This window comes from Streptomyces sp. NPDC027672 (genome assembly GCF_055566335.1).
In genome coordinates, this window is the sequence record NZ_JBVHSO010000009.1 from 221,142 (window position 1) to 238,379 (window position 17,238).

The following is a 17,238-nucleotide window of genomic DNA, read 5'->3' on the forward strand; positions in this document are numbered from 1 at the left end:
GAGTTGCCCCCATGAACCCTCGTCGTAGTACCAGCTCGCTCCCCGCGCCGGGCCGCTCGGCCTATGGGGTGGCGTCCGCCGTCTTCCTGCTGCTCCTCCCCGTGGCCGTGCCGGCCGGAGGCAGCGGGTTCCGCGACTTCCTGAACTTCGGCGCGGGCGTGCTGTCCCTCGTCTCGCTGAGCTGTTCGGTGATCTGGGGTCTGTTCGCCCAGGACCGGATCTTCCTCGACACCCGGCAGCGGATCATCGGCCAGGCGGTGCACCGGACGACCGCGGTGGCCTCGATCGCCTTCCTCCTGCTGCACGTCACGACCAAGATCGCGCTCGGCCACACCGGGCTGATCGCCGCTGCCGTCCCGTTCTCGCTCGGCGTCACGGGCATCGCCGGCCTGATCGGGCTGGGTTCGCTCGCCGGCCTGCTGATGATCTTCGTCGGTGTCACGGGCGCCCTGCGCGGCGCCTTCGCCGGCCCGGCCCCGGTCGCCGCGCGCTGGCGGGCCATGCACATGCTCGCCTACCCGGCCTGGTGCGCGGCGCTGGTCCACGGTCTCTACGCGGGCCGCTCGGCCAAACCGGTCTTCGTGATCCTCTACAGCCTGTCCCTGCTCGCCGTGATGGGCGCCCTCGCGCTGCGCGCCGCGCCGCGCCCGGTCAAGCGCCGGGTCGCCGACCGGCTGGCGGCCCTGTTCGGCGGCCCCGAGCGGCCCGTGGGCGGCAGGCCGGCCGGGCGCCGCGCCCGGGCGGCCGGCCCGGCCCGCTCCGGCTTCGGGGGCCGCCGCGAGCCGGTGCCCGCCGGCCCGGCGTCCGCCCCGTTCCCCCAGGCCCCGGCCGACGGGCCCGCCCCCGGCTTCGCCGCGGCCTACCGCGCGGTGTCGGCACCGGGCGGCCCGCCGCCGCACTACGCCGGCCGGACGGCCCGCGGAAACCCGCCGCCGGATGCGTGGCCCGCGCAGGCCGTCTCGCGGCCGGACGGCCCGTCCCCCACTTCGGGCCCTCCGGGTAGCTGGCCGGTCCCGTCCCCGCCGCCGGTCGGCGAGGCTCCGCCGTCCGCGTACGACCCGCTCCGGGACACCGGACCCACCGTCCCCGCCTACGGCGATCCGGGCGCCGCCGGATACGGCGGAGGTGACGTGTACGACACCGGTGAGACGAACGGCCGCCGCGGCGCGTACCACCCTGGTGACACGTTCGCCGGCGGTCCCGCCGCCGAGACTCCGCCCGGCTTCCCCTACCGGACGCCGGGCGCGGGCGAACCATGGAACACGCCTTCCGGAGGCTTTGAGTGAACGAGGCCCTGCCCGACGTCCCCGAGGTCCGCGTGGTCGGACTTCCCCAGCTCACGTCGGGTTTCGACCTTGTGGAGCGGCTCGACCTGCCCATGCACCTGAAGGTGCACGGGCCGCTCGACCCGCTGGGCGGCGAACAGCTCGCCCAGCTCGCCGAACGCATCGGCCTCAGGGGCCGCGGCGGCGCCGGCTTCCCCTTCCACAAGAAGCTGCGCTCGGTCGCCGAGTCGGCGATCAAGCGCGGGGTGCGGCCGGTCGTCGTGGTCAACGGCAGCGAGGACGAACCGGCCTGCCGCAAGGACACCGTGCTGATCAACCGCGCGCCGCACCTCATCCTGGACGGCGCGCTGCTGTGTGCCGAGGCGCTCGGCGCGCGCACGCTCGTCATCGGTGTCACGCGGGAGTCCACGCAGCGCTCCATGGAGGCCGCGCTCGCCGAACGCGGCCTGGGCAACAGCCGCAGGGCGGCCCTTCGCGCGTGGGTGCAGCGCAACCCGGTGCGCATGGTCACCGGTGCCGCCGCCTCGCTGATCCGCTCGATCGACGGCGGCCCGGCGATCCCGCCCGGCCGCAAGGTCAGCGCCTCGCGCAGCGGGGTCGGCGGGGCACCCACCCTGCTGTCCAACGCGGAGACGTTCGCGCAGCTCGCCGTCGCCGCCCGCATCGGCCCGGAGCGTTACGGCAACACGGGCCTGTACGACGAACCGGGCACCGTGCTGCTCACCGTATCCGGCGCGGTCGCCCGCCCGATGGTGATCGAGGTCCCCACCGGGGTGCCGCTGCGCTACGTGCTCCGGCTGGCGGGCGCCCCGCCGGTGCCGCAGGGGGTGCTGACCGGCGGCTACCACGGCAAGTGGATCGACGCGGCCACCGTCGACGAGGCGATCGTCTCGCGCAACGCGCTGGAGGCCGTGGGGGGTTCGCTGGGCGCGGGCGCGATCCTGCCGATCAGCCAGGAGACCTGCCCGCTGGGCGAGTCGCTGCGGGTGGCGCAGTGGCTGGCCGAGGAGAGCGCCGGCCAGTGCGGGCCCTGCTACCTGGGACTGCCCGCCGCCGCGCGCGGGTTGGAGGAGATCCTGAACGGCGGCGGCCCGGCCGCCCTGGAGGCGCTGAAGCAGGTCGCGAGGAACGTGAAGCGGCGCGGCGCGTGTTCGCACCCGGACGGTTCGGCGATGTTCCTGGAGTCGACCGTCCGGGCGTTCACCGACGACCTGGCGGCGCACGTCCTCGGCAACGGCTGCGGACGGCCCGTGGAGGGCGTGCTGCCGCTCTTCGAGGGCGGCAGGGCCCCGACGGGCGTCCCGGGCGGCGCGGAGCCCGCGGACACCGGCGCCAGCCGGCAGAAGATCCACGTCGACTGGACGCTCTGCCGGGGCCACGGGCTGTGCGCGGACATCCTGCCGGAGGTGTTCGAGCTGGGCGCCGACGGCTTCCCGACCGTCGCCCAGGCGCAGGTGCCGCGCTACGCGGAGGCGAAGGCGCTGCGCGCGGTGCGCCGCTGCCCGGCGCTCGCCCTGCGCATCGAGGAGGACACGCGCGGGCAGGTGCCGGCGCGCAATCTCCCGGTCCTGTCCCAGGGGCGCGGCCGGCGCGCGCTGGGGCGCTGAGCGCACGGACGGGGCGGGCCACCCGGACCGGGTGGCCCGCCGCGGCAATTCCCTGTGACGCATCTCGCAACACGCCGAAGGCGGACCATCCCTTGGGATGATCCGCCTTCGCTTTCTGTGGAGCTAAGGAGAATTGAACTCCTGACCTCCTGCATGCCATGCAGGCGCTCTACCAACTGAGCTATAGCCCCTTGTTCTGTTGTTCCGCCCGGTTCCCCCGGCGACGACGTAAACATTACAGGGCCCTCGACGCAGCACCAAATCGATTGCGACTTCGCTCCGGTACGACCGCTAATGTCGCTTTTCATGACCGAGAGCGCGCCGCCCGCAGCACACCGCCGTATCCCGGTCGCGCCGGCCGTGTGCCTGGTGTCGTTCGGGGTGTTCTGCGCCGCGCAGCGGGCCGCGCGGGTGTCGCTGGTCGACCTGATGGTCTACCGGGCCGAGGGCGCCGCCGTGCGCGCCGGCGGCGACCTGTACGCGCTGCGGGCGACCGCCGCACACCTGCCCACCACCTATCCGCCGTTCGCGGCCCTGCTCTTCACGCCGCTGCCCCTGCTGGACACCGCGCTGCTGCGCGCCCTGGCGACGGCCGGCAATCTGGCGCTGCTGGTGGTGTTCGTCCGGCTGTCGCTGCGGCTCGTCGGCCACGCGCGCGGGGAGAGCGCCTGGTGGGTCGCGGCGGCGGCCGTGTGGTGCGAGCCGGTGTGGACGACCCTGCGCTACGGCCAGATCAACCTGCTGCTGGCCGTCCTGGTGCTGGCGGACCTGACCCGCCGTCCCGCCGGCGGACGCGACCGCTGGGCCGGGGCGGGGCTCGGGCTGGCCGCGGCGGTCAAACTGACGCCCGCGCTGTTCGGGGTGTTCCTGCTCGCCACGGGGCTGGCGGACCGGCTGCGCGGCGGGCGCGGTCAGCCGTGGCTCGGGCACGCGCGCGGGGCGGCCGTGGCGTTCGCCGTACCGACCCTGCTGGCGGCGGCCGTCCTGCCGGAGGACTCCCGGCGGTTCTGGACGGACGCGGTGTTCCGCGCGGGCCGGGCCGGGCGCGCCGAGGACACCGCCAACCAGGCGCTGCGCGGTGTCCTGGCCCGCCTCCTGGGCACGCCCGACCCGGCGGGCCCCTGGGTACTGTGCGCGGCCCTGGCGGCCGCCCTGGGCCTGACGGTGGCGGTGCGGGCGGAGTTGCGGGGGCGCAGGGCGTGGGCGGTGTGCGCCTGCGCGGTCACCGCCCTGCTGGTCAGCCCGGTGTCGTGGACGCACCACTGGGTGTGGTGCGTGCCGCTGGTGGCGCTGCTGTGGACGCGCGGGCACCGGGCGGCGGCCCTGGGCACCCTGCTGGTCTTCTGCTCGTACGTCCCGTGGTGGGTGCCGCACGGGCCCGGCCGGCCCGAACTGCACCTGGGCGGCCCGCACTTGCTGCTGTCGGTCCTCTACGGAGCGGCCGGCGCGCTGTTCCTCGCGCTGGCCCGGACACCGTCGCCGGGACCCGCCCGCGGAGAGGTCCGCGTCAGGCCGTGACGAACTGGTAGAACCGCTTGAGCGTGCAGTGCTCCTCCAGGAGCCGGCCGTAGATCGGCTCGCCCTCCAGCTCCCGGTACGTCTCGATCGGGTCGCCTTTTATGATCAGCGCCCGCGCGCATTCCTCGCACCAGTACTGGTAGTCGGGGTTGATCGGCTCCATGTCGCGGACGATCGGCGTACCGCTCCCGCACCAGTCGCACTTCCGCCGGTGTGCACCCATCGATCAGCTCCAGATGTGGCCGCAGGCCGTGCACACGTAGGAGATCCCGCCGTTGTCGCCGAGCACTTGGGCCACATGCGCGGAACCGCAGGAAGGGCAGCCGAGCCGGGTGGCCGTGTCCCGTATCAACGCCGCACCGGGGAGGTGGCCGACCTCCCCGAGGATGCTCGCAGGCATCGCCACTCCCTCCCGTCGGGCCGCGCTCCCTTCCGGCCATGTGATTCTGCCACGACCGGACCAACACGGTCAGCGACGCCTCAGTACCAGTCCGGACACGGCTCCCGCCACGATCGTTCCGGCCAGTGCCCGCGCCCGCCCGGACGTCTCCGCCGGGTATACGGCCGCCGGGCGCCCCCCGACTCAAACCGGTCCGGGAACAGGTGCCGAATGCGGAAGATCCCGCCCCCGGGAAGGGACGGGATCTTCATCACCGATCTGTGGAGCTAAGGAGAATTGAACTCCTGACCTCCTGCATGCCATGCAGGCGCTCTACCAACTGAGCTATAGCCCCTGGTGTTCTTCCCGCTCGGCGGGGCGAACAAGAAGAACTTTAGCCTGTGACCTGCCGGAAAGTGAAATCCGGGGCCGGCGGGCCCCGGGCCGGTCAGTCGTCGTCGCCGAGGACGGGCTCCGGCAGGGTGCCCGCGTTGTGCTCCAGCAGGCGCCAGCCGCGGGCGCCCTCGCCGAGCACGGACCAGCAGCAGTTGGAGAGCCCGCCGAAGCTCTCCCAGTGCCGGGCCTCCAGGCCGAGGAGCCGGCCGATGGTGGTGCGGATGGTGCCGCCGTGGCTGACGACGACGAGGGTGCCGTCGTCGGGCAGCTTCTCGGCGTGCCGCAGCACCACCGGGGCGGCGCGGTCGGCCACCTCGGTCTCCAGTTCGCCGCCGCCGCGCCGGACCGCCTCGCCGCGCTTCCAGGCGGCGTACTCCTCGCCGTGGCGGGCGATGATCTCGTCGTGCGTCAGCCCCTGCCACACGCCCGCGTAGGTCTCGCGCAGGCCCTCGTCGCGGGTGACCTCAAGGCCGGTGAGGGCGGCCAGCTCGGCGGCGGTGTTCGCGGCACGGCGCAGGTCCGAGGAGACGATCGCGTCGGGCCGCAGGGAGGCGAGCAGCCGCGCGGCACGGCGGGCCTGCCCGAGACCCGTCTCGGTCAGCTCCACGTCGGTGGTGCCCTGGAAGCGCCGTTCGACGTTCCACGAGGTCTGGCCGTGCCGCCACAGGATGATGCGGCGGCCCCGGCTCGTGCGGTCGGTCACCTCACCGGTGGCGCTCGTCACCACTCCCGGCCCGCCTCCTGGTCGCCGTCGACGGCCTGGAGCCGGGCGTGCTCCTCGCCCTTGCCGCGGGTGGCCTTGGCGTCGGCGGGCAGGTCCAGCTCGGGGCAGTCCTTCCACAGCCGCTCCAGGGCGTAGAAGACACGCTCCTCGCTGTGCTGGACGTGGACGACGATGTCGACGTAGTCGAGCAGGACCCAGCGGGCCTCGCGGTCGCCCTCGCGGCGGACCGGCTTGGCGCCGAGTTCCTTCAGCAGGCGCTCCTCGATCTCGTCGACGATGGCCTTGACCTGGCGGTCGTTCGGCGCGGACGCGAGCAGGAAGGCGTCCGTGATCGACAGCACGTCGCTCACGTCGTAGGCGATGACGTCGTGGGCCAGCTTGTCGGCCGCGGCCTGGGCGGCGGTGGTGATGAGTTCAAGGGAACGATCGGTGGCGGTCACTACATGGCTTTCCGTCGGCGGACTTTTGTCTTCAAGGGTCTCACGGACCGCCGGAGGACCCCACGTGATAAAGGGATCACGTGGGGTCCTCCGGCACCGGTCAGGACGCGGACGGCGCGTAGTCGCTGCCGAGGACCACCGAGACGTCGGCTCCGGAGGAGACCGTGCCCTTCGTCACGGCACTCTCGGGCAGGCCGAGGGTCTTGGCGACCTCGGTGGCGTCCGCGCGGTCGGCGGCGTCCGCGTAGAGCACCTTCGAGGCGGTCTCGGTGCCGGTGGCGCTGCCGCCTTCCAGGAAGGTGAAACCGCCGTTGAGGAGGACGACGCGGGCCTTGTCGGTGTCGGCCTTCACCCCGGTGGCGTTCCGCACCGAGACGCGGACCGCGGAGCCGGCGCCGGGACTCTTGGCGGTGCCGCCGAGGATGTCCTTCACCACGCTGTCGCCGGTCTGCGCGCTGAGCGTGCCGTCGGGCCCCACGGGCAGCAGGGCGGTCTTGTAGTCGCCGCGCTTGGCGAGGTCGGCCAGCTTGGCGAGGAAGGCGCCGAGGTCCTTGTCGGTGAGCGGCGGGTCCAGGATCTGCGCGAGCGTCCGCACGGTGACGGTGGCGGACGCCGGGTCGGAGGACATCTTGCGCAGCACGCCCTGGAGGACCTGGCCGAACCGCTGCAGCCGGGCGTTCTCGGGCTCCCCGGAGGCGCGGTAGGTGGCGTAGGCGACCGCCATCTTGCCGCTGAGGGTCTGGTCCCGGCCCTTGTGGACGAGCGGGGCGGCACCCTTCTTGCCGGCGTCCGGGTCGGGCACGTCGGTGTCGGTGTCGACGTCGATGTCGCCGACGAGGTCGACGAGGTTCTGCAGATAGGGGGTGTCGAGCCGCCAGGTGCCCTGGATGCTGGTGCCGAGGACCGTGTCGAGCTGGTCGCGGGTGCCGGAGGTGCCGTCGTCGTCCACGGACGCGGCGAGGGTCGTCGCGGAGCCGTCGTCGCCGGTCAGGGCCAGCGAGTTGGGCAGCAGGACGGTGGTGCCCTGCTGGGTGGTGGTGTTGTCGACCAGCAGCGCCGTCAGGGTGCCGCCCCCGGCGGTGTTGTGCAGGTGGACGGCGAGCACGTCGCGTTTCTGGGCGGCGGCCGGTGCGGCGGCGCCGTCCGTGCCGCCGGAGGACAGACCGGGCAGCTTGCCGGCGTACCAGAGGTAGCCGACGCCGCCGGCCGCGACCAGGGCGAGGACGACGAGCAGGGCGATGAGGCGGCTGCGGGCGCGGCGGCGGGCCTCCTCGCGGCGCTCGGTGCGGTTCTCGGTGAACTTCAGCCAGTCGATGACGTCCTCGGAGTCGCCGTCGGGCTCCTCGACGAAGGCGAACTGCTCGGTCTGGTAGTCCGGGGCGGCCCCGCTCTCGCCGGGACCCGGTACGTCCTGCGCGGGACCGGGCCCGCTCTCGCCGGGGCCGGGTACGTCCTCTGCGGGGCCGGCCTGCTGCGGGATGTAGGCGGTCTGCTCCGCGGCCCGGGGCTGCTGTCCGCTGCTCGCCGCCTGCGCGTAGGGGTCGTACCCGGTGGCGTCCTGGGTGCCGGTGGCGTACGGGTCGTAGGGGGTCTGCGAGCCGTAGGGGGCGTACGGGTCGTAGGCGGGCTGCTGCCGGCCGGGGTCGTAGGAGGGTGCCGGCTGCTGCTGGCCGGTGGCGTACGGGTCGTAGCCGTAGCCCTGCTGCTGGGCGTACGGGTCGTAGGCCGCCGGCTGGGCCTGTGCGGCCTGCTGTGCCGGGACCTGCCGGTACATGGGCCGGCCGTACTCGTCGTAGCCGACGAGTTCGTACGGGCCGCCGTCGTAGCCGGCGTCACCCGCGTCGTATCGGTCGTTCACCGGTGCCCCTCTCGGCTCACTCGCCGCGGTACAGCTCGCGCTTGTCGATGTAGCGCACGACTCCGTCCGGGACCATGTACCAGATGGGGTCGCCCTTGGCGACTCGCGCACGGCAGTCCGTGGAGGAGATGGCGAGCGCCGGCACCTCGACGAGCGAGACACCGCCTTCCGGCAGGCCCGCGTCGGTCAGCTGGTGGCCGGGGCGGGTGACGCCGATGAAGTGCGCGTAGGAGAACAGCTCCTCCGAGTCGCGCCAGGTCAGCAACTGGGCGAGGGCGTCGGCGCCGGTGATGAAGAACAGGTCGGTGTCGGGGTTGAGGGCACGCAGGTCGCGCAGGGTGTCCACGGTGTAGGTGGGCCCGCCGCGGTCGATGTCGATGCGGCTGACGGAGAACTGCGGGTTCTCGGCGGTCGCGATGACCGTCATCAGATAGCGGTCCTCGGCCGGGGAGACGTCGCGGTGGGACTTCTGCCACGGCTGGCCGGTGGGGACGAAGACCACCTCGTCCAGGTGGAACTGCGCGGCGACCTCGCTGGCCGCCACGAGGTGCCCGTGGTGGATCGGGTCGAACGTCCCGCCCATGACGCCCAGGCGCCGCTTGCCCGTGTGGGCGGGGCCGCTGCCCGGTGCGTACCGCGGGTGGTTCACCGTGTCGCCGGCCGTCTCGCGCGCCGGACCGGTAGGCATGTCCTGCTCTCCCATGCGTGCAGACCCTACCGGCCCGGTCCGGGGCGCTTGCCGGGGCCGGGGTCCCCGCTCAGCGGTCGCGGTTGAAGCGCGTGGTGATCCACAGCAGCAGGAGCAGGATGATCAGGGCGCCGCCGCCGGTGATGGCCGGGTTGAGACTGTTGTGGTTTCCGCCGTGCTCGCCGCCCTCGGCGGCAAGGGTGACCAACTGGGCTGCGGCGCTGTGGAAGCTCATCTTCGGCAGGACCTAACGCTGTGTGGGCGGAATAAAGATGTCGGCCCATCGTAAGCGGGCGGCCCCGCGGCACTCACGCCGACTCCGCCATCGGGACCGGCGGGCCGGTCGCGGCGGCGGCCGTCCGCCGGCGCGGCGGGGAACTTCCGCCGCTTCTCAGTCGTCCTTCCGCTTGTAGCCGCGCAGCAGCAGCCAGCCGGTCAGCACACAGCCGAGGACCATCACGACCAGGACGACACGCAGCAGGTTTCCCGTCCCGTGCTGCTGGGCGGCGCTCGCGGCGGCCTCGGTGAGCCAGGCGGCTGCAAGGTGGTGATCCATGGCGGGACTCCTTCGGGTGTACTGCCTGCCACGGTATCTCCGCCTAGGCTGGGCCCCGCCTCGGGGGCACGGTGGCACTCAGACGCACATGGGGGAAGACATGTCCGACGACGGCCGGCAGCACACCGGGCACGAGCAGGTGCCGAGCAGGCGGCGCAGGCGCTTCCCGGGAATCTCCTCGCGCGCCTACGAACACCCGGCGGACCGTTCGGCCCTGGTGGCGCTGCGCAAGCTGAGCGGGTTCGACACCGTCTTCAAGGCGCTCAGCGGCCTGCTGCCGGAGCGGAGCCTGAGACTGCTGTTCCTGTCCGACTCGGTGCGGGTCTCCGAGCGGCAGTTCGCGCACCTGTACGACATGCTGCGCGACGCCTGCCACATCCTGGACCTGGAGAAGGTCCCGCCGATGTACGTCACGCAGGACCCGCAGCCGAACGCGATGTGCATCGGCCTGGACGAGCCGGTCATCGTGGTCACCACGGGCCTGGTGGAGCTGCTCGACGAGGAGGAGATGCGGGCGGTCGTCGGGCACGAGGTGGGGCACGCGCTGTCCGGGCACTCGGTGTACCGCACGGTGCTGCTGTTCCTGACCAGCCTCGCGGTGAAGGTCGCCTGGATCCCGCTGGGCAATCTCGCGGTCATGGCCATCGTCACGGCGCTGCGGGAGTGGTTCCGCAAGTCGGAGCTGTCCGCCGACCGGGCGGGCCTGCTGGTGGGCCAGGACGTCCGGGCCTCGATGCGGGGCCTGATGAAGATCGCGGGCGGCAACCACCTGCACGAGATGAACGTGGACGCGTTCCTGGAGCAGGCCGAGGAGTACGACGCGGGCGGCGATCTGCGCGACTCCGTGCTGAAGATCCTGAACGTGCTGCCGCGTTCGCACCCGTTCACCACGGTGCGGGCCGCCGAGCTGAAGAAGTGGGCCGAGTCGCGGGACTTCCAGCGGATCATGGACGGTCACTATCCGCGGCGCAGCGAGGACAAGGACACCTCCGTCGGTGACTCCTTCCGCGAGTCGGCGTCCGCCTACGCGAGCGATGTGAAGGACTCCAAGGACCCGCTGATGAAGCTGGTCACGGATCTCGCGGGCGGCGCGGGCGACCTGGGCGGCCGGGTCCGCCGGGGTTTCGACGGCTTCCGCAGCCCGCCGCCGGCCCCGGGGGACGCGCCGGGCGGGGACGAGGAGCAGGCAGGGCGTTAGCCGGCTCCTGGCCTCCGCCGCGTGCCGCGCACCGGTCCTCAGAGCCGCGGCTGGGCCCCGGCGGCCAGGGTTCCGCACAGGGCCGCGGGGCCGCCGCCGGTGTCGTAGGGGTTGGTGCCGGCCGGGGTGCCGGGCGCGGCCGTCTGGCCGGCCAGGAGCGGGCGCAGATAGGCCGAGGAGTCCTCGCCGCAGGCCAGCGGGCCCGCCTGGACGTAGGCCGTGACCAGCCGGACCTGCCGGGTGCGCAGGTCGTCGCGGTCGAAGTGGAAGGTCAGCTCGCGGCGGACGGTGAAGAGGGAGGCGGGGGCGTCGGAGGCGGCGCCGGCGGGGCGCAGGGCGTAGACGAAGGTGTGGTCGGCGGTGACCGCCAGGGTCGCCGGGTCGGCCTCGGCGGCCGCCAGGGTGCCGAAGGCACGGACCGGGTCGTCGGCCAGCCGGGCCCGCGCGGGGTCGATGCGGACCACCCAGCCCGTGGCCTCGTGCCGGCCGTCCGCGGCCGGGTGGGCGAAGCTGCGGTCGAACTGGTCGAGCTGCCCGGAGTCGACCAGGGAGCGGGCGTCCTGCGCCGTGCGGCCGGTGAGCACGTCGGGGTCGAGCGAGGAGCGGACGATGTAGTCCTTGGCGGTGGTGAGGGCGGTCACCACCTGGCTGTCGGAGAAGTGGGCGGTGCGGCGCGAGGCGGGCAGGGGTATGCCCTCGGCGCCGGCCTCGTAGTCGGCGGCGGGGCTGTGCGCGAACAGGCGCTCGGCACCGGGGGCGCCGGGCACCTTGCCGAGCGGGGCGAGCGGGATGACCGTCATCCGCGGGGACTCCACGGTCCGGCGGGCCTGCGGGGAGCCGTAGGGGTGGCGCACGCCCAGGTAGAGCGCGGTGCCGAAGGCGACGGTGAGCAGCAGGGCGAGGAGCAGTAGCTGCCGGGTGAGTCCGCGGTGCGCGGGCCGGCGGCGGCGTACGGCGGGCGCGTGGTCGGCCATGCGTTCCGCGGCGGAGAACTCCTGGAGGCGGGCAGCGCGCACGAACGACTCGTCGAAGACGACGGATCGGTACTCGTCCTCCGCACCGCCGGGGCCGCCCTCGGGTGTCCCCTCCGGTGGGTCGCCAGGCCGGCCCATATCTTCAGGGTAGGTCGCGCGGAGCCCGGGTAAACGCCCTGCCCCAGGCCAAGTTGTGACAGGTTCCCGGCCCGCGCGGGCGGAGCGCTCAGGGCGAGCGCGGGATGGCCGAGACGACCGGCCGGCGGTGGTCGGCGGGGGTGGCGGGAGGCGGCGCGGTGCCCTGTTCGAGGCCGGTGCGGGCCGGGGCGGGGACGCGGTCGCGGGCGCCCGAGGAGCTTCCCCGGTAGACGGCGGCGAAGGCGAGGGCGACCATGCCGATGCCCATCACGACGGCGAGGATCCAGGCGACGGGCCGGTGCCAGCGGACCTGCTTGCCGTAGAGACCGAAGGGGCCGTCGCCGAGGACGTAGGGGTCGTCCGGCTCGTCGTCATCGTCGCGATCTTGGCCGGATCCGGGGCGTTCGGGGCCGTAGCCGTCGTCGTAGCGCTCGCCCGTGGCGTGGGCGCGGCGGGCGGCCTCCGCCTCGGACGCCTCGGCTCTGGCCTGGGCCGCGGCCAGCAGGCGTTCGACGGCGGTCGGCTCGTGCACCGTGGCCGCCCGTATGAAGGCCTCGTCGAAGACCACGGAGGCGAACTCGTCGTTCGGCGCTCCGCGGTCGTGGTCGTCGTCGGGCTCCCCGCCGTCAGGGAACGGCGTGCCCCCCACGTCCTCCGGCACGGATCCAGCGTAGACCTGAGGGGTCGATTTGGGCAGACCGCAAGGGGATGCGTCTGCCTGGTGAGATGCCTTTTCGGCCGTGCGCCCGGGGCGGGTGCCGCGCCGGGCGCACAGGGCCGAACGGGTGAGCCTCAGCGGCGTACGTGCCCGTCGCCGGTGACGATGTACTTGGTGCTGGTCAGTTCCGGCAGCCCCATCGGGCCGCGGGCGTGCAGCTTCTGCGTGGAGATGCCGATCTCGGCGCCGAAGCCGAACTGGCCGCCGTCGGTGAAGCGGGTGGAGGCGTTCACGGCGACGGTGGTGGAGTCGACCAGTTGCGTGAAGCGGCGGGCGGCCTGCTGGGAGGTGGTGACGATGGCCTCGGTGTGGCCGGAGGTCCACAGCCGGATGTGCTCGACGGCCTTGTCCAGCGAGTCCACCACCGCGGCGGCGATGTCGTAGGACAGGTACTCGGTCTCCCAGTCCTCGGGCGTCGCCTCGACCACGGTGGCCTGGGAGTCCTTGGCGTAGGCCATGACCCGCTCGTCGGCGTGGACGGTGACCCCGGCCTCGGCGAGGGCGTCCAGGGCGCGCGGCAGGAACTCGGGCGCGATGTCCTGGTGGACGAGGAGGGTCTCGGCGGCGTTGCAGACGCTGACCCGCTGGGCCTTGGAATTGATCAGGATCTCGACGGCGGTGTCGAGGTCGGCCTGGGCGTCGACGTAGACGTGGCAGTTGCCGGTGCCGGTCTCGATCACGGGGACCGTGGACTCGTTGACCACGGTCTGGATCAGGGAGGCGCCGCCGCGCGGGATGAGGACGTCGACCAGGCCGCGGGCGCGCATCAGCTCGCGGACGGAGTCGCGGCTCTCGCCGGGCACGAGCTGGATCGCGTCGGCGGGCAGTCCGGCGCCGCCGACGGCGTCCCGCAGGACGCGCACCAGGGCGGAGTTGGACTCGTAGGCGGAGCCGGAGCCGCGCAGCAGGACGGCGTTGCCGGACTTCAGGCAGAGGGCGGCGGCGTCGACGGTGACGTTCGGGCGGGCCTCGTAGATGATGCCGACGACGCCGAGCGGGACGCGGACCTGGCGCAGGTCGATGCCGTTGGGCAGGGTGGAGCCGCGGACGACCTCCCCGACCGGGTCGGGCAGCTTCGCGACGTCCCGGACGTCGGAGGCGATGGCGCGCACCCGCTCCGGCGTGAGGGTGAGCCGGTCGACGATGGCCTCGCTGGTGCCGTTCTCCCGGGCCTTGGCCACGTCCTTGGCGTTGGCCTCGACGATCTCGGCGGTGCGGACCTCCAGCGCGTCGGCGATGGCGAGCAGCGCGTCGTCCTTCACGGCCCGCGGGAGCGGCGCGAGGTCGGCGGCGGCGGCCTTGGCCCGGTAGGCCGCCTGGGTGACCGGGGACATCGAGTCGTACGGCGAGAGGGTGGTCATGGTGGAAGGGTAGTGCGCGGGGCGCCGCGGTTCAGCGGTCGTCCCACAGCCCGAGACGTCCCGGAAGGGGCGGACCCGGTCAGAACGGGTGCACGCCCACCGGTGTCGCCGGCGGCGGGCCGTAGCCCTCGGCGACGCGCTGGTGGTAGGTCTCCCGGTCGATGACCTCCAGGCCGACGATCTCCCAGGGCGGCAGGCCGGCGCTCTGCCGGTGCTCGCCCCACAGGCGCAGCGCCACGGCGGCGGCGTCGTGCAGGTCGCGGGCCTCCTCCCAGTACCGGATCTCGGCGTGGTCGGTCGCGTATCTGCTGGTCAGCAGGAAGGGGTGGTCGTGGGCGAGCTGTTCCAGGGCCCGCCGCAGCTCGGCCAGCGGGACCTTCCGCCCGGAGACGCTCAGGGTGACGTGCCAGAGCCGGGGCAGGTCGTCGGGTTCCTCGTAGGTGTCCCCGGCCGCGACGCTCGTCAGAGCACCGCGGGTCCCCGTCCCCGGGCGCGCTCGTCTCACGACGGCCTCCTTCCCGCACGGCCCGCGGGGCCCGCGTGGCTCGCTCCGCCCGCATGGCTCGCTTGGCCTCTTGACGGAACGTGTCCCTTCAACATGTCCCTGGGACAAAGTTGAGCAGGCCCCAGGGCTCCGCGTGGGGGTTTTACGGAACGTCCCCCACCGGGGGCGCCGCGGACGCCCCGCTTTACGAGCGGTTTTGCGAGCGTTTACCCGTGCAGCAGCACCAGGTCGTCCCTGTGTACGACCTCGCGTTCGTAGGCGGCGCCCAGCTCGCGTGCCAGCTCGCGGGTCGAACGGCCGAGCAGCCGGGGGATCTCCTTGGCGTCGAAGTTGACCAGTCCCCGGGCCACCGCGCGGCCCGTGGTGTCCCGCAGTTCGACGGGGTCGCCGGCGCTGAACTCCCCTTCCACGGCGGAGATTCCGGCGGGCAGCAGCGACTTGCGGCCGTTGACGACCGCGTCCACCGCGCCGTCGTCCAGGGTCAGGGCGCCCTGCGGGGTGGAGGCGTGCTGGAGCCAGAGGAGCCGGTCGGCGGAGCGCTTGCCGGTGGGGTGGAAGTAGGTGCCGGTGTCACCGCCGGCCAGTGCCTCGGCGGCATGGACGGCGCTGGTCAGCACCACCGGGATGCCGGCGGCGGCGGCGATCCGGGCGGCCTCCACCTTGGTGACCATGCCGCCGGTGCCGACGCCGGCCTTGCCCGCGCTGCCGATCTCGACGCCGGCCAGGTCCTGCGGGCCCCTCACCTCCGCTATCCGGGAGGTGCCGGGCCTGCTGGGGTCGCCGTCGTAGACGCCGTCGACGTCGGAGAGGAGGACGAGCAGGTCGGCGTGGACGAGGTGGGCGACGAGCGCGGCGAGGCGGTCGTTGTCGCCGAAGCGGATCTCGTCGGTGGCGACGGTGTCGTTCTCGTTGACGATCGGCAGGGCGCCCATCGCGAGCAGTTCGTCCAGGGTGCGCGAGGCGTTGCGGTGGTGGGCGCGGCGGCTCATGTCGTCGCTGGTGAGCAGGACTTGGCCGACGCGGACGCCGTAGCGGGCGAAGGAGGCGGTGTAGCGGGCGACGAGCAGGCCCTGGCCGACGCTGGCGGCGGCCTGCTGGCGGGCGAGGTCCTTGGGGCGCCGGTGCAGGCCCAGCGGGGCGAGGCCGGCGGCGATGGCTCCGGAGGAGACGAGCACGATCTCCTTCTCGGCGCCGCCCGCCCGTCTCCCGCTGCCCTCGGCGGCGGCCCCGCGGCCCGCCGCCTCGTCGCGGATCTTGGCGAGGACGTCGACCAGCGCGTCGACGCGGTCGGCGTCCAGGCCGCCCGCGGCGGTGGTCAGCGAGGAGGAGCCCACCTTGACGACGATCCTGCGGGCCTCGCCCACGGCCTGCCTCACCCTTGTCACCGTGCCTACCGTCCCCTCACACGCTGTCCGGCTGCCTGACCGGCAATCTACGCGAAGCGGGTCGGGCGGTGCGCACCGGTCCGGCTCCCGGACACGGCGCCGCGGGTGCCGCGGGCGCCCCGGGAACGGTCGGCGGCCGTCGCCGCGCGGACCGTCCGGCCCGTCGCGGCCGTCCGGTCAGGCCGCCGCCGCGCCGACGCCCTTGCCCGGCAGGAACCGGCGCAGTGTGCGCCGGGCCTTGCGCAGGGCGCGGCGCGGGACGGAGTTGGCGGCCGCCTCCCGGTAGCCGAGGAAGGGGCGGGCCTCGCGGGCGTCGGCGAGGTACATCTCGTCGGGGACGCGGGCGGCCCGGGACCGGAAGTGCGGGTAGATGAGGTACAGCCGGGTGCCGCGCTTCTCCACCACGGCGGCGGCCTGCTTCTTGGCCTTGACGAACTTCACCACGTCCAGCAGCAGGTCGGGCCGCTGCATGGCGACCAGGTGCAGCCGCAGCCGCTCGTGCACCTTGAGCCGGTGCGCCACACCCGGCGTCCAGTAGGCGTCCATCAGCGGCTTGGCCAGCTCGAACTTGTGCCGGCGCACCTCTTCGTCGTCGGTGAGGAACTTCGGCCCGAACTGCGGCAGCAGCGTGATGAGGAACGGCCGGACCATGAGCAGGTCGCGCTTGTCGCCGGCCGGGACCATGTCGGCGATCAGCTTCATCAGGGCGCGCGCGGAGTCGAAGCGCAGGGTGTAGCTGCCGCTCTTGGTGACCTGCTTGCCGTCGTCGCGGCCGACCAGGTAGTAGCAGGTGTAGTCGGCGACCACGGAGACACCGCTCGCGCGCAGGTACGCCTCCAGCGTGAACAGGGCGTCCTCGCCGGTGAACAGCGACTCGTCGAACCGCATGTGGTGCTGCTCCAGCAGGGACCGGCGGAACAGCTTCTGCGCGCTGAGCGTGAACTTGATGTTCGAGGTGAAGACGTCGGCCCGGTCGAGCGTCTCGCCCCACATGGACTTCGGCGCGGTGCGGTTGACGCCCTCGACGCGGCCGAGGACGACGTCCGTGCCGTTCTTCTCGGCCATGGCGATCATGCGTTCCAGGGCCTCGGGGCCGAGCCGGTCGTCGGCGTCGAGGAAGAAGACGTAGCGTCCCGACGCCTTGTCCAGGCCGACGTTGCGCGGGCCGCTGGGGCCGCCGGAGTTCTCCTGGCGGATGACGGTGACCGGCATGGGGGCGCGGGCCGCGAACTCCTCCAGGCACTCGCCGGTGCCGTCGGTCGAACCGTCGTCGACCGCGATGACCTCCATGCGCGCCGGGTCGATGGTCTGCGCCTCGACGGATGCCAGGCATTCGACCAGGTACGGCATGGCTTCGTACGCCCCGATGACGACGCTCACATCAGGCTGCGGCACGACGGTCACTCTTCCCCCTTCACGGAAAATTTCCCCCTATCGCCTCAATGGCACGGTGTTAGACGGGCGGCAAAGGGAAGCGGTTGCTCCGAGTCGTGGGTGTCACAGCTCA

At 73.3% G+C, this 17,238-nt stretch carries 18 protein-coding genes and 2 tRNA genes; 4 read left to right on the plus strand and 16 right to left on the minus strand.

The window, feature by feature from the left end; translation table 11 throughout:
- Positions 1-11: 11 nt before the first annotated feature.
- Both ACZ4SV_RS22855 and ACZ4SV_RS22860 read left to right on the plus strand, forming a co-directional pair.
- Entirely contained in the window at positions 12-1,286 is a 1,275-nt protein-coding gene (locus ACZ4SV_RS22855) for a cytochrome b/b6 domain-containing protein (protein WP_468006176.1), read from the plus strand.
- Entirely contained in the window at positions 1,283-2,893 is a 1,611-nt protein-coding gene (locus tag ACZ4SV_RS22860; RefSeq protein ID WP_468006177.1) for an NADH-ubiquinone oxidoreductase-F iron-sulfur binding region domain-containing protein, read from the plus strand. Before ACZ4SV_RS22855 ends, ACZ4SV_RS22860 begins: the two co-directional genes overlap by 4 nt.
- 118 nt (positions 2,894-3,011) lie before the next feature.
- Here ACZ4SV_RS22860 and ACZ4SV_RS22865 read toward each other — a convergent pair.
- Positions 3,012-3,084: transfer RNA gene (locus tag ACZ4SV_RS22865), tRNA-Ala, on the minus strand.
- A 115-nt stretch (positions 3,085-3,199) separates the two neighbouring features.
- Between ACZ4SV_RS22865 and ACZ4SV_RS22870 the strand changes: the two genes are divergently transcribed.
- Positions 3,200-4,411: a glycosyltransferase 87 family protein gene (locus ACZ4SV_RS22870; protein ID WP_468006178.1), complete on the plus strand. Its 1,212-nt coding sequence runs from the start codon at positions 3,200-3,202 to the stop codon at positions 4,409-4,411.
- Here the strand turns inward: ACZ4SV_RS22870 and ACZ4SV_RS22875 are convergent.
- From ACZ4SV_RS22875 to ACZ4SV_RS22915, 9 genes are all read right to left on the minus strand, one after another.
- Positions 4,401-4,634: a hypothetical protein gene (locus ACZ4SV_RS22875; protein WP_030653820.1), complete on the minus strand. Its 234-nt coding sequence runs from the start codon at positions 4,632-4,634 to the stop codon at positions 4,401-4,403. The two genes, ACZ4SV_RS22870 and ACZ4SV_RS22875, sit on opposite strands and share 11 nt — an antisense overlap.
- Positions 4,635-4,637: 3 nt before the next feature.
- Complete coding sequence (locus ACZ4SV_RS22880) at positions 4,638-4,811, minus strand: hypothetical protein (RefSeq protein ID WP_365880414.1); 174 nt, start codon at positions 4,809-4,811, stop codon at positions 4,638-4,640.
- 261 nt (positions 4,812-5,072) lie between these two features.
- Positions 5,073-5,145, minus strand: a tRNA-Ala gene (locus ACZ4SV_RS22885).
- A 93-nt stretch (positions 5,146-5,238) separates the two neighbouring features.
- The gene (locus ACZ4SV_RS22890; RefSeq protein WP_397942840.1) at positions 5,239-5,913 is read right to left on the minus strand and encodes a histidine phosphatase family protein; all 675 of its coding nucleotides are present in this window, start codon (positions 5,911-5,913) and stop codon (positions 5,239-5,241) included.
- Complete coding sequence (gene rsfS, locus ACZ4SV_RS22895; protein ID WP_365880412.1) at positions 5,907-6,350, minus strand: ribosome silencing factor; 444 nt, start codon at positions 6,348-6,350, stop codon at positions 5,907-5,909. The genes ACZ4SV_RS22890 and rsfS overlap by 7 nt, the downstream gene beginning before the upstream one ends.
- Before the next feature lie 100 nt (positions 6,351-6,450).
- Positions 6,451-8,208: an LCP family protein gene (locus ACZ4SV_RS22900; RefSeq protein WP_468006179.1), complete on the minus strand. Its 1,758-nt coding sequence runs from the start codon at positions 8,206-8,208 to the stop codon at positions 6,451-6,453.
- A 16-nt stretch (positions 8,209-8,224) separates the two neighbouring features.
- Positions 8,225-8,911 (minus strand): nicotinate-nucleotide adenylyltransferase, encoded by a 687-nt coding sequence (nadD, locus tag ACZ4SV_RS22905; RefSeq protein WP_397942836.1) that lies wholly within the window; start codon positions 8,909-8,911, stop codon positions 8,225-8,227.
- A 55-nt stretch (positions 8,912-8,966) separates the two neighbouring features.
- On the minus strand, positions 8,967-9,131 hold the full coding sequence (locus ACZ4SV_RS22910; protein WP_365880406.1) for a hypothetical protein: 165 nt from the start codon (positions 9,129-9,131) through the stop codon (positions 8,967-8,969).
- A 156-nt stretch (positions 9,132-9,287) separates the two neighbouring features.
- The gene (locus ACZ4SV_RS22915; protein WP_365880404.1) at positions 9,288-9,452 is read right to left on the minus strand and encodes a hypothetical protein; all 165 of its coding nucleotides are present in this window, start codon (positions 9,450-9,452) and stop codon (positions 9,288-9,290) included.
- Between the two features lie 100 nt (positions 9,453-9,552).
- Here ACZ4SV_RS22915 and ACZ4SV_RS22920 point away from each other — a divergent pair, with 100 nt between their 5' ends.
- The gene (locus ACZ4SV_RS22920; RefSeq protein ID WP_468006287.1) at positions 9,553-10,650 is read left to right on the plus strand and encodes a M48 family metallopeptidase; all 1,098 of its coding nucleotides are present in this window, start codon (positions 9,553-9,555) and stop codon (positions 10,648-10,650) included.
- A gap of 38 nt (positions 10,651-10,688) precedes the next feature.
- Here ACZ4SV_RS22920 and ACZ4SV_RS22925 read toward each other — a convergent pair whose 3' ends face one another.
- The 6 genes from ACZ4SV_RS22925 to ACZ4SV_RS22950 all read right to left on the minus strand — a co-directional run bounded on the left by ACZ4SV_RS22925 (position 10,689) and on the right by ACZ4SV_RS22950 (position 17,126).
- Positions 10,689-11,762, minus strand: coding sequence for an SCO2583 family membrane protein (locus ACZ4SV_RS22925; protein WP_468006180.1), 1,074 nt, complete (start codon positions 11,760-11,762; stop codon positions 10,689-10,691).
- A gap of 88 nt (positions 11,763-11,850) precedes the next feature.
- On the minus strand, positions 11,851-12,423 hold the full coding sequence (locus ACZ4SV_RS22930; RefSeq protein WP_468006181.1) for an SCO2584 family spore wall biosynthesis protein: 573 nt from the start codon (positions 12,421-12,423) through the stop codon (positions 11,851-11,853).
- 131 nt (positions 12,424-12,554) lie between these two features.
- Positions 12,555-13,841, minus strand: a complete 1,287-nt coding sequence (locus ACZ4SV_RS22935; RefSeq protein ID WP_365880396.1) for a glutamate-5-semialdehyde dehydrogenase — start codon at positions 13,839-13,841, stop codon at positions 12,555-12,557.
- Between the two features lie 79 nt (positions 13,842-13,920).
- Complete coding sequence (locus ACZ4SV_RS22940; RefSeq protein ID WP_365880394.1) at positions 13,921-14,346, minus strand: hypothetical protein; 426 nt, start codon at positions 14,344-14,346, stop codon at positions 13,921-13,923.
- Between the two features lie 206 nt (positions 14,347-14,552).
- Positions 14,553-15,710, minus strand: coding sequence for a glutamate 5-kinase (gene proB / locus ACZ4SV_RS22945; protein ID WP_365941921.1), 1,158 nt, complete (start codon positions 15,708-15,710; stop codon positions 14,553-14,555).
- A gap of 198 nt (positions 15,711-15,908) precedes the next feature.
- Entirely contained in the window at positions 15,909-17,126 is a 1,218-nt protein-coding gene (locus tag ACZ4SV_RS22950; protein WP_468006182.1) for a glycosyltransferase family 2 protein, read from the minus strand.
- Positions 17,127-17,238: the final 112 nt, after the last annotated feature.

Bases quoted from the DNA above. Each gene is read 5' to 3' on its own strand.
- ACZ4SV_RS22880 (WP_365880414.1), bottom strand. From the start codon at position 4,811: ATGCCTGCGAGCATCCTCGGGGAGGTCGGCCACCTCCCCGGTGCGGCG.
- ACZ4SV_RS22875 (WP_030653820.1), bottom strand. From the start codon at position 4,634: ATGGGTGCACACCGGCGGAAGTGCGACTGGTGCGGGAGCGGTACGCCG.
- ACZ4SV_RS22870 (WP_468006178.1), top strand. From the start codon at position 3,200: ATGACCGAGAGCGCGCCGCCCGCAGCACACCGCCGTATCCCGGTCGCG.
- ACZ4SV_RS22925 (WP_468006180.1), bottom strand. From the start codon at position 11,762: ATGGGCCGGCCTGGCGACCCACCGGAGGGGACACCCGAGGGCGGCCCC.
- ACZ4SV_RS22915 (WP_365880404.1), bottom strand. From the start codon at position 9,452: ATGGATCACCACCTTGCAGCCGCCTGGCTCACCGAGGCCGCCGCGAGC.
- ACZ4SV_RS22910 (WP_365880406.1), bottom strand. From the start codon at position 9,131: ATGAGCTTCCACAGCGCCGCAGCCCAGTTGGTCACCCTTGCCGCCGAG.
- ACZ4SV_RS22920 (WP_468006287.1), top strand. From the start codon at position 9,553: ATGTCCGACGACGGCCGGCAGCACACCGGGCACGAGCAGGTGCCGAGC.
- ACZ4SV_RS22855 (WP_468006176.1), top strand. From the start codon at position 12: ATGAACCCTCGTCGTAGTACCAGCTCGCTCCCCGCGCCGGGCCGCTCG.
- ACZ4SV_RS22935 (WP_365880396.1), bottom strand. From the start codon at position 13,841: ATGACCACCCTCTCGCCGTACGACTCGATGTCCCCGGTCACCCAGGCG.
- nadD (WP_397942836.1), bottom strand. From the start codon at position 8,911: ATGGGAGAGCAGGACATGCCTACCGGTCCGGCGCGCGAGACGGCCGGC.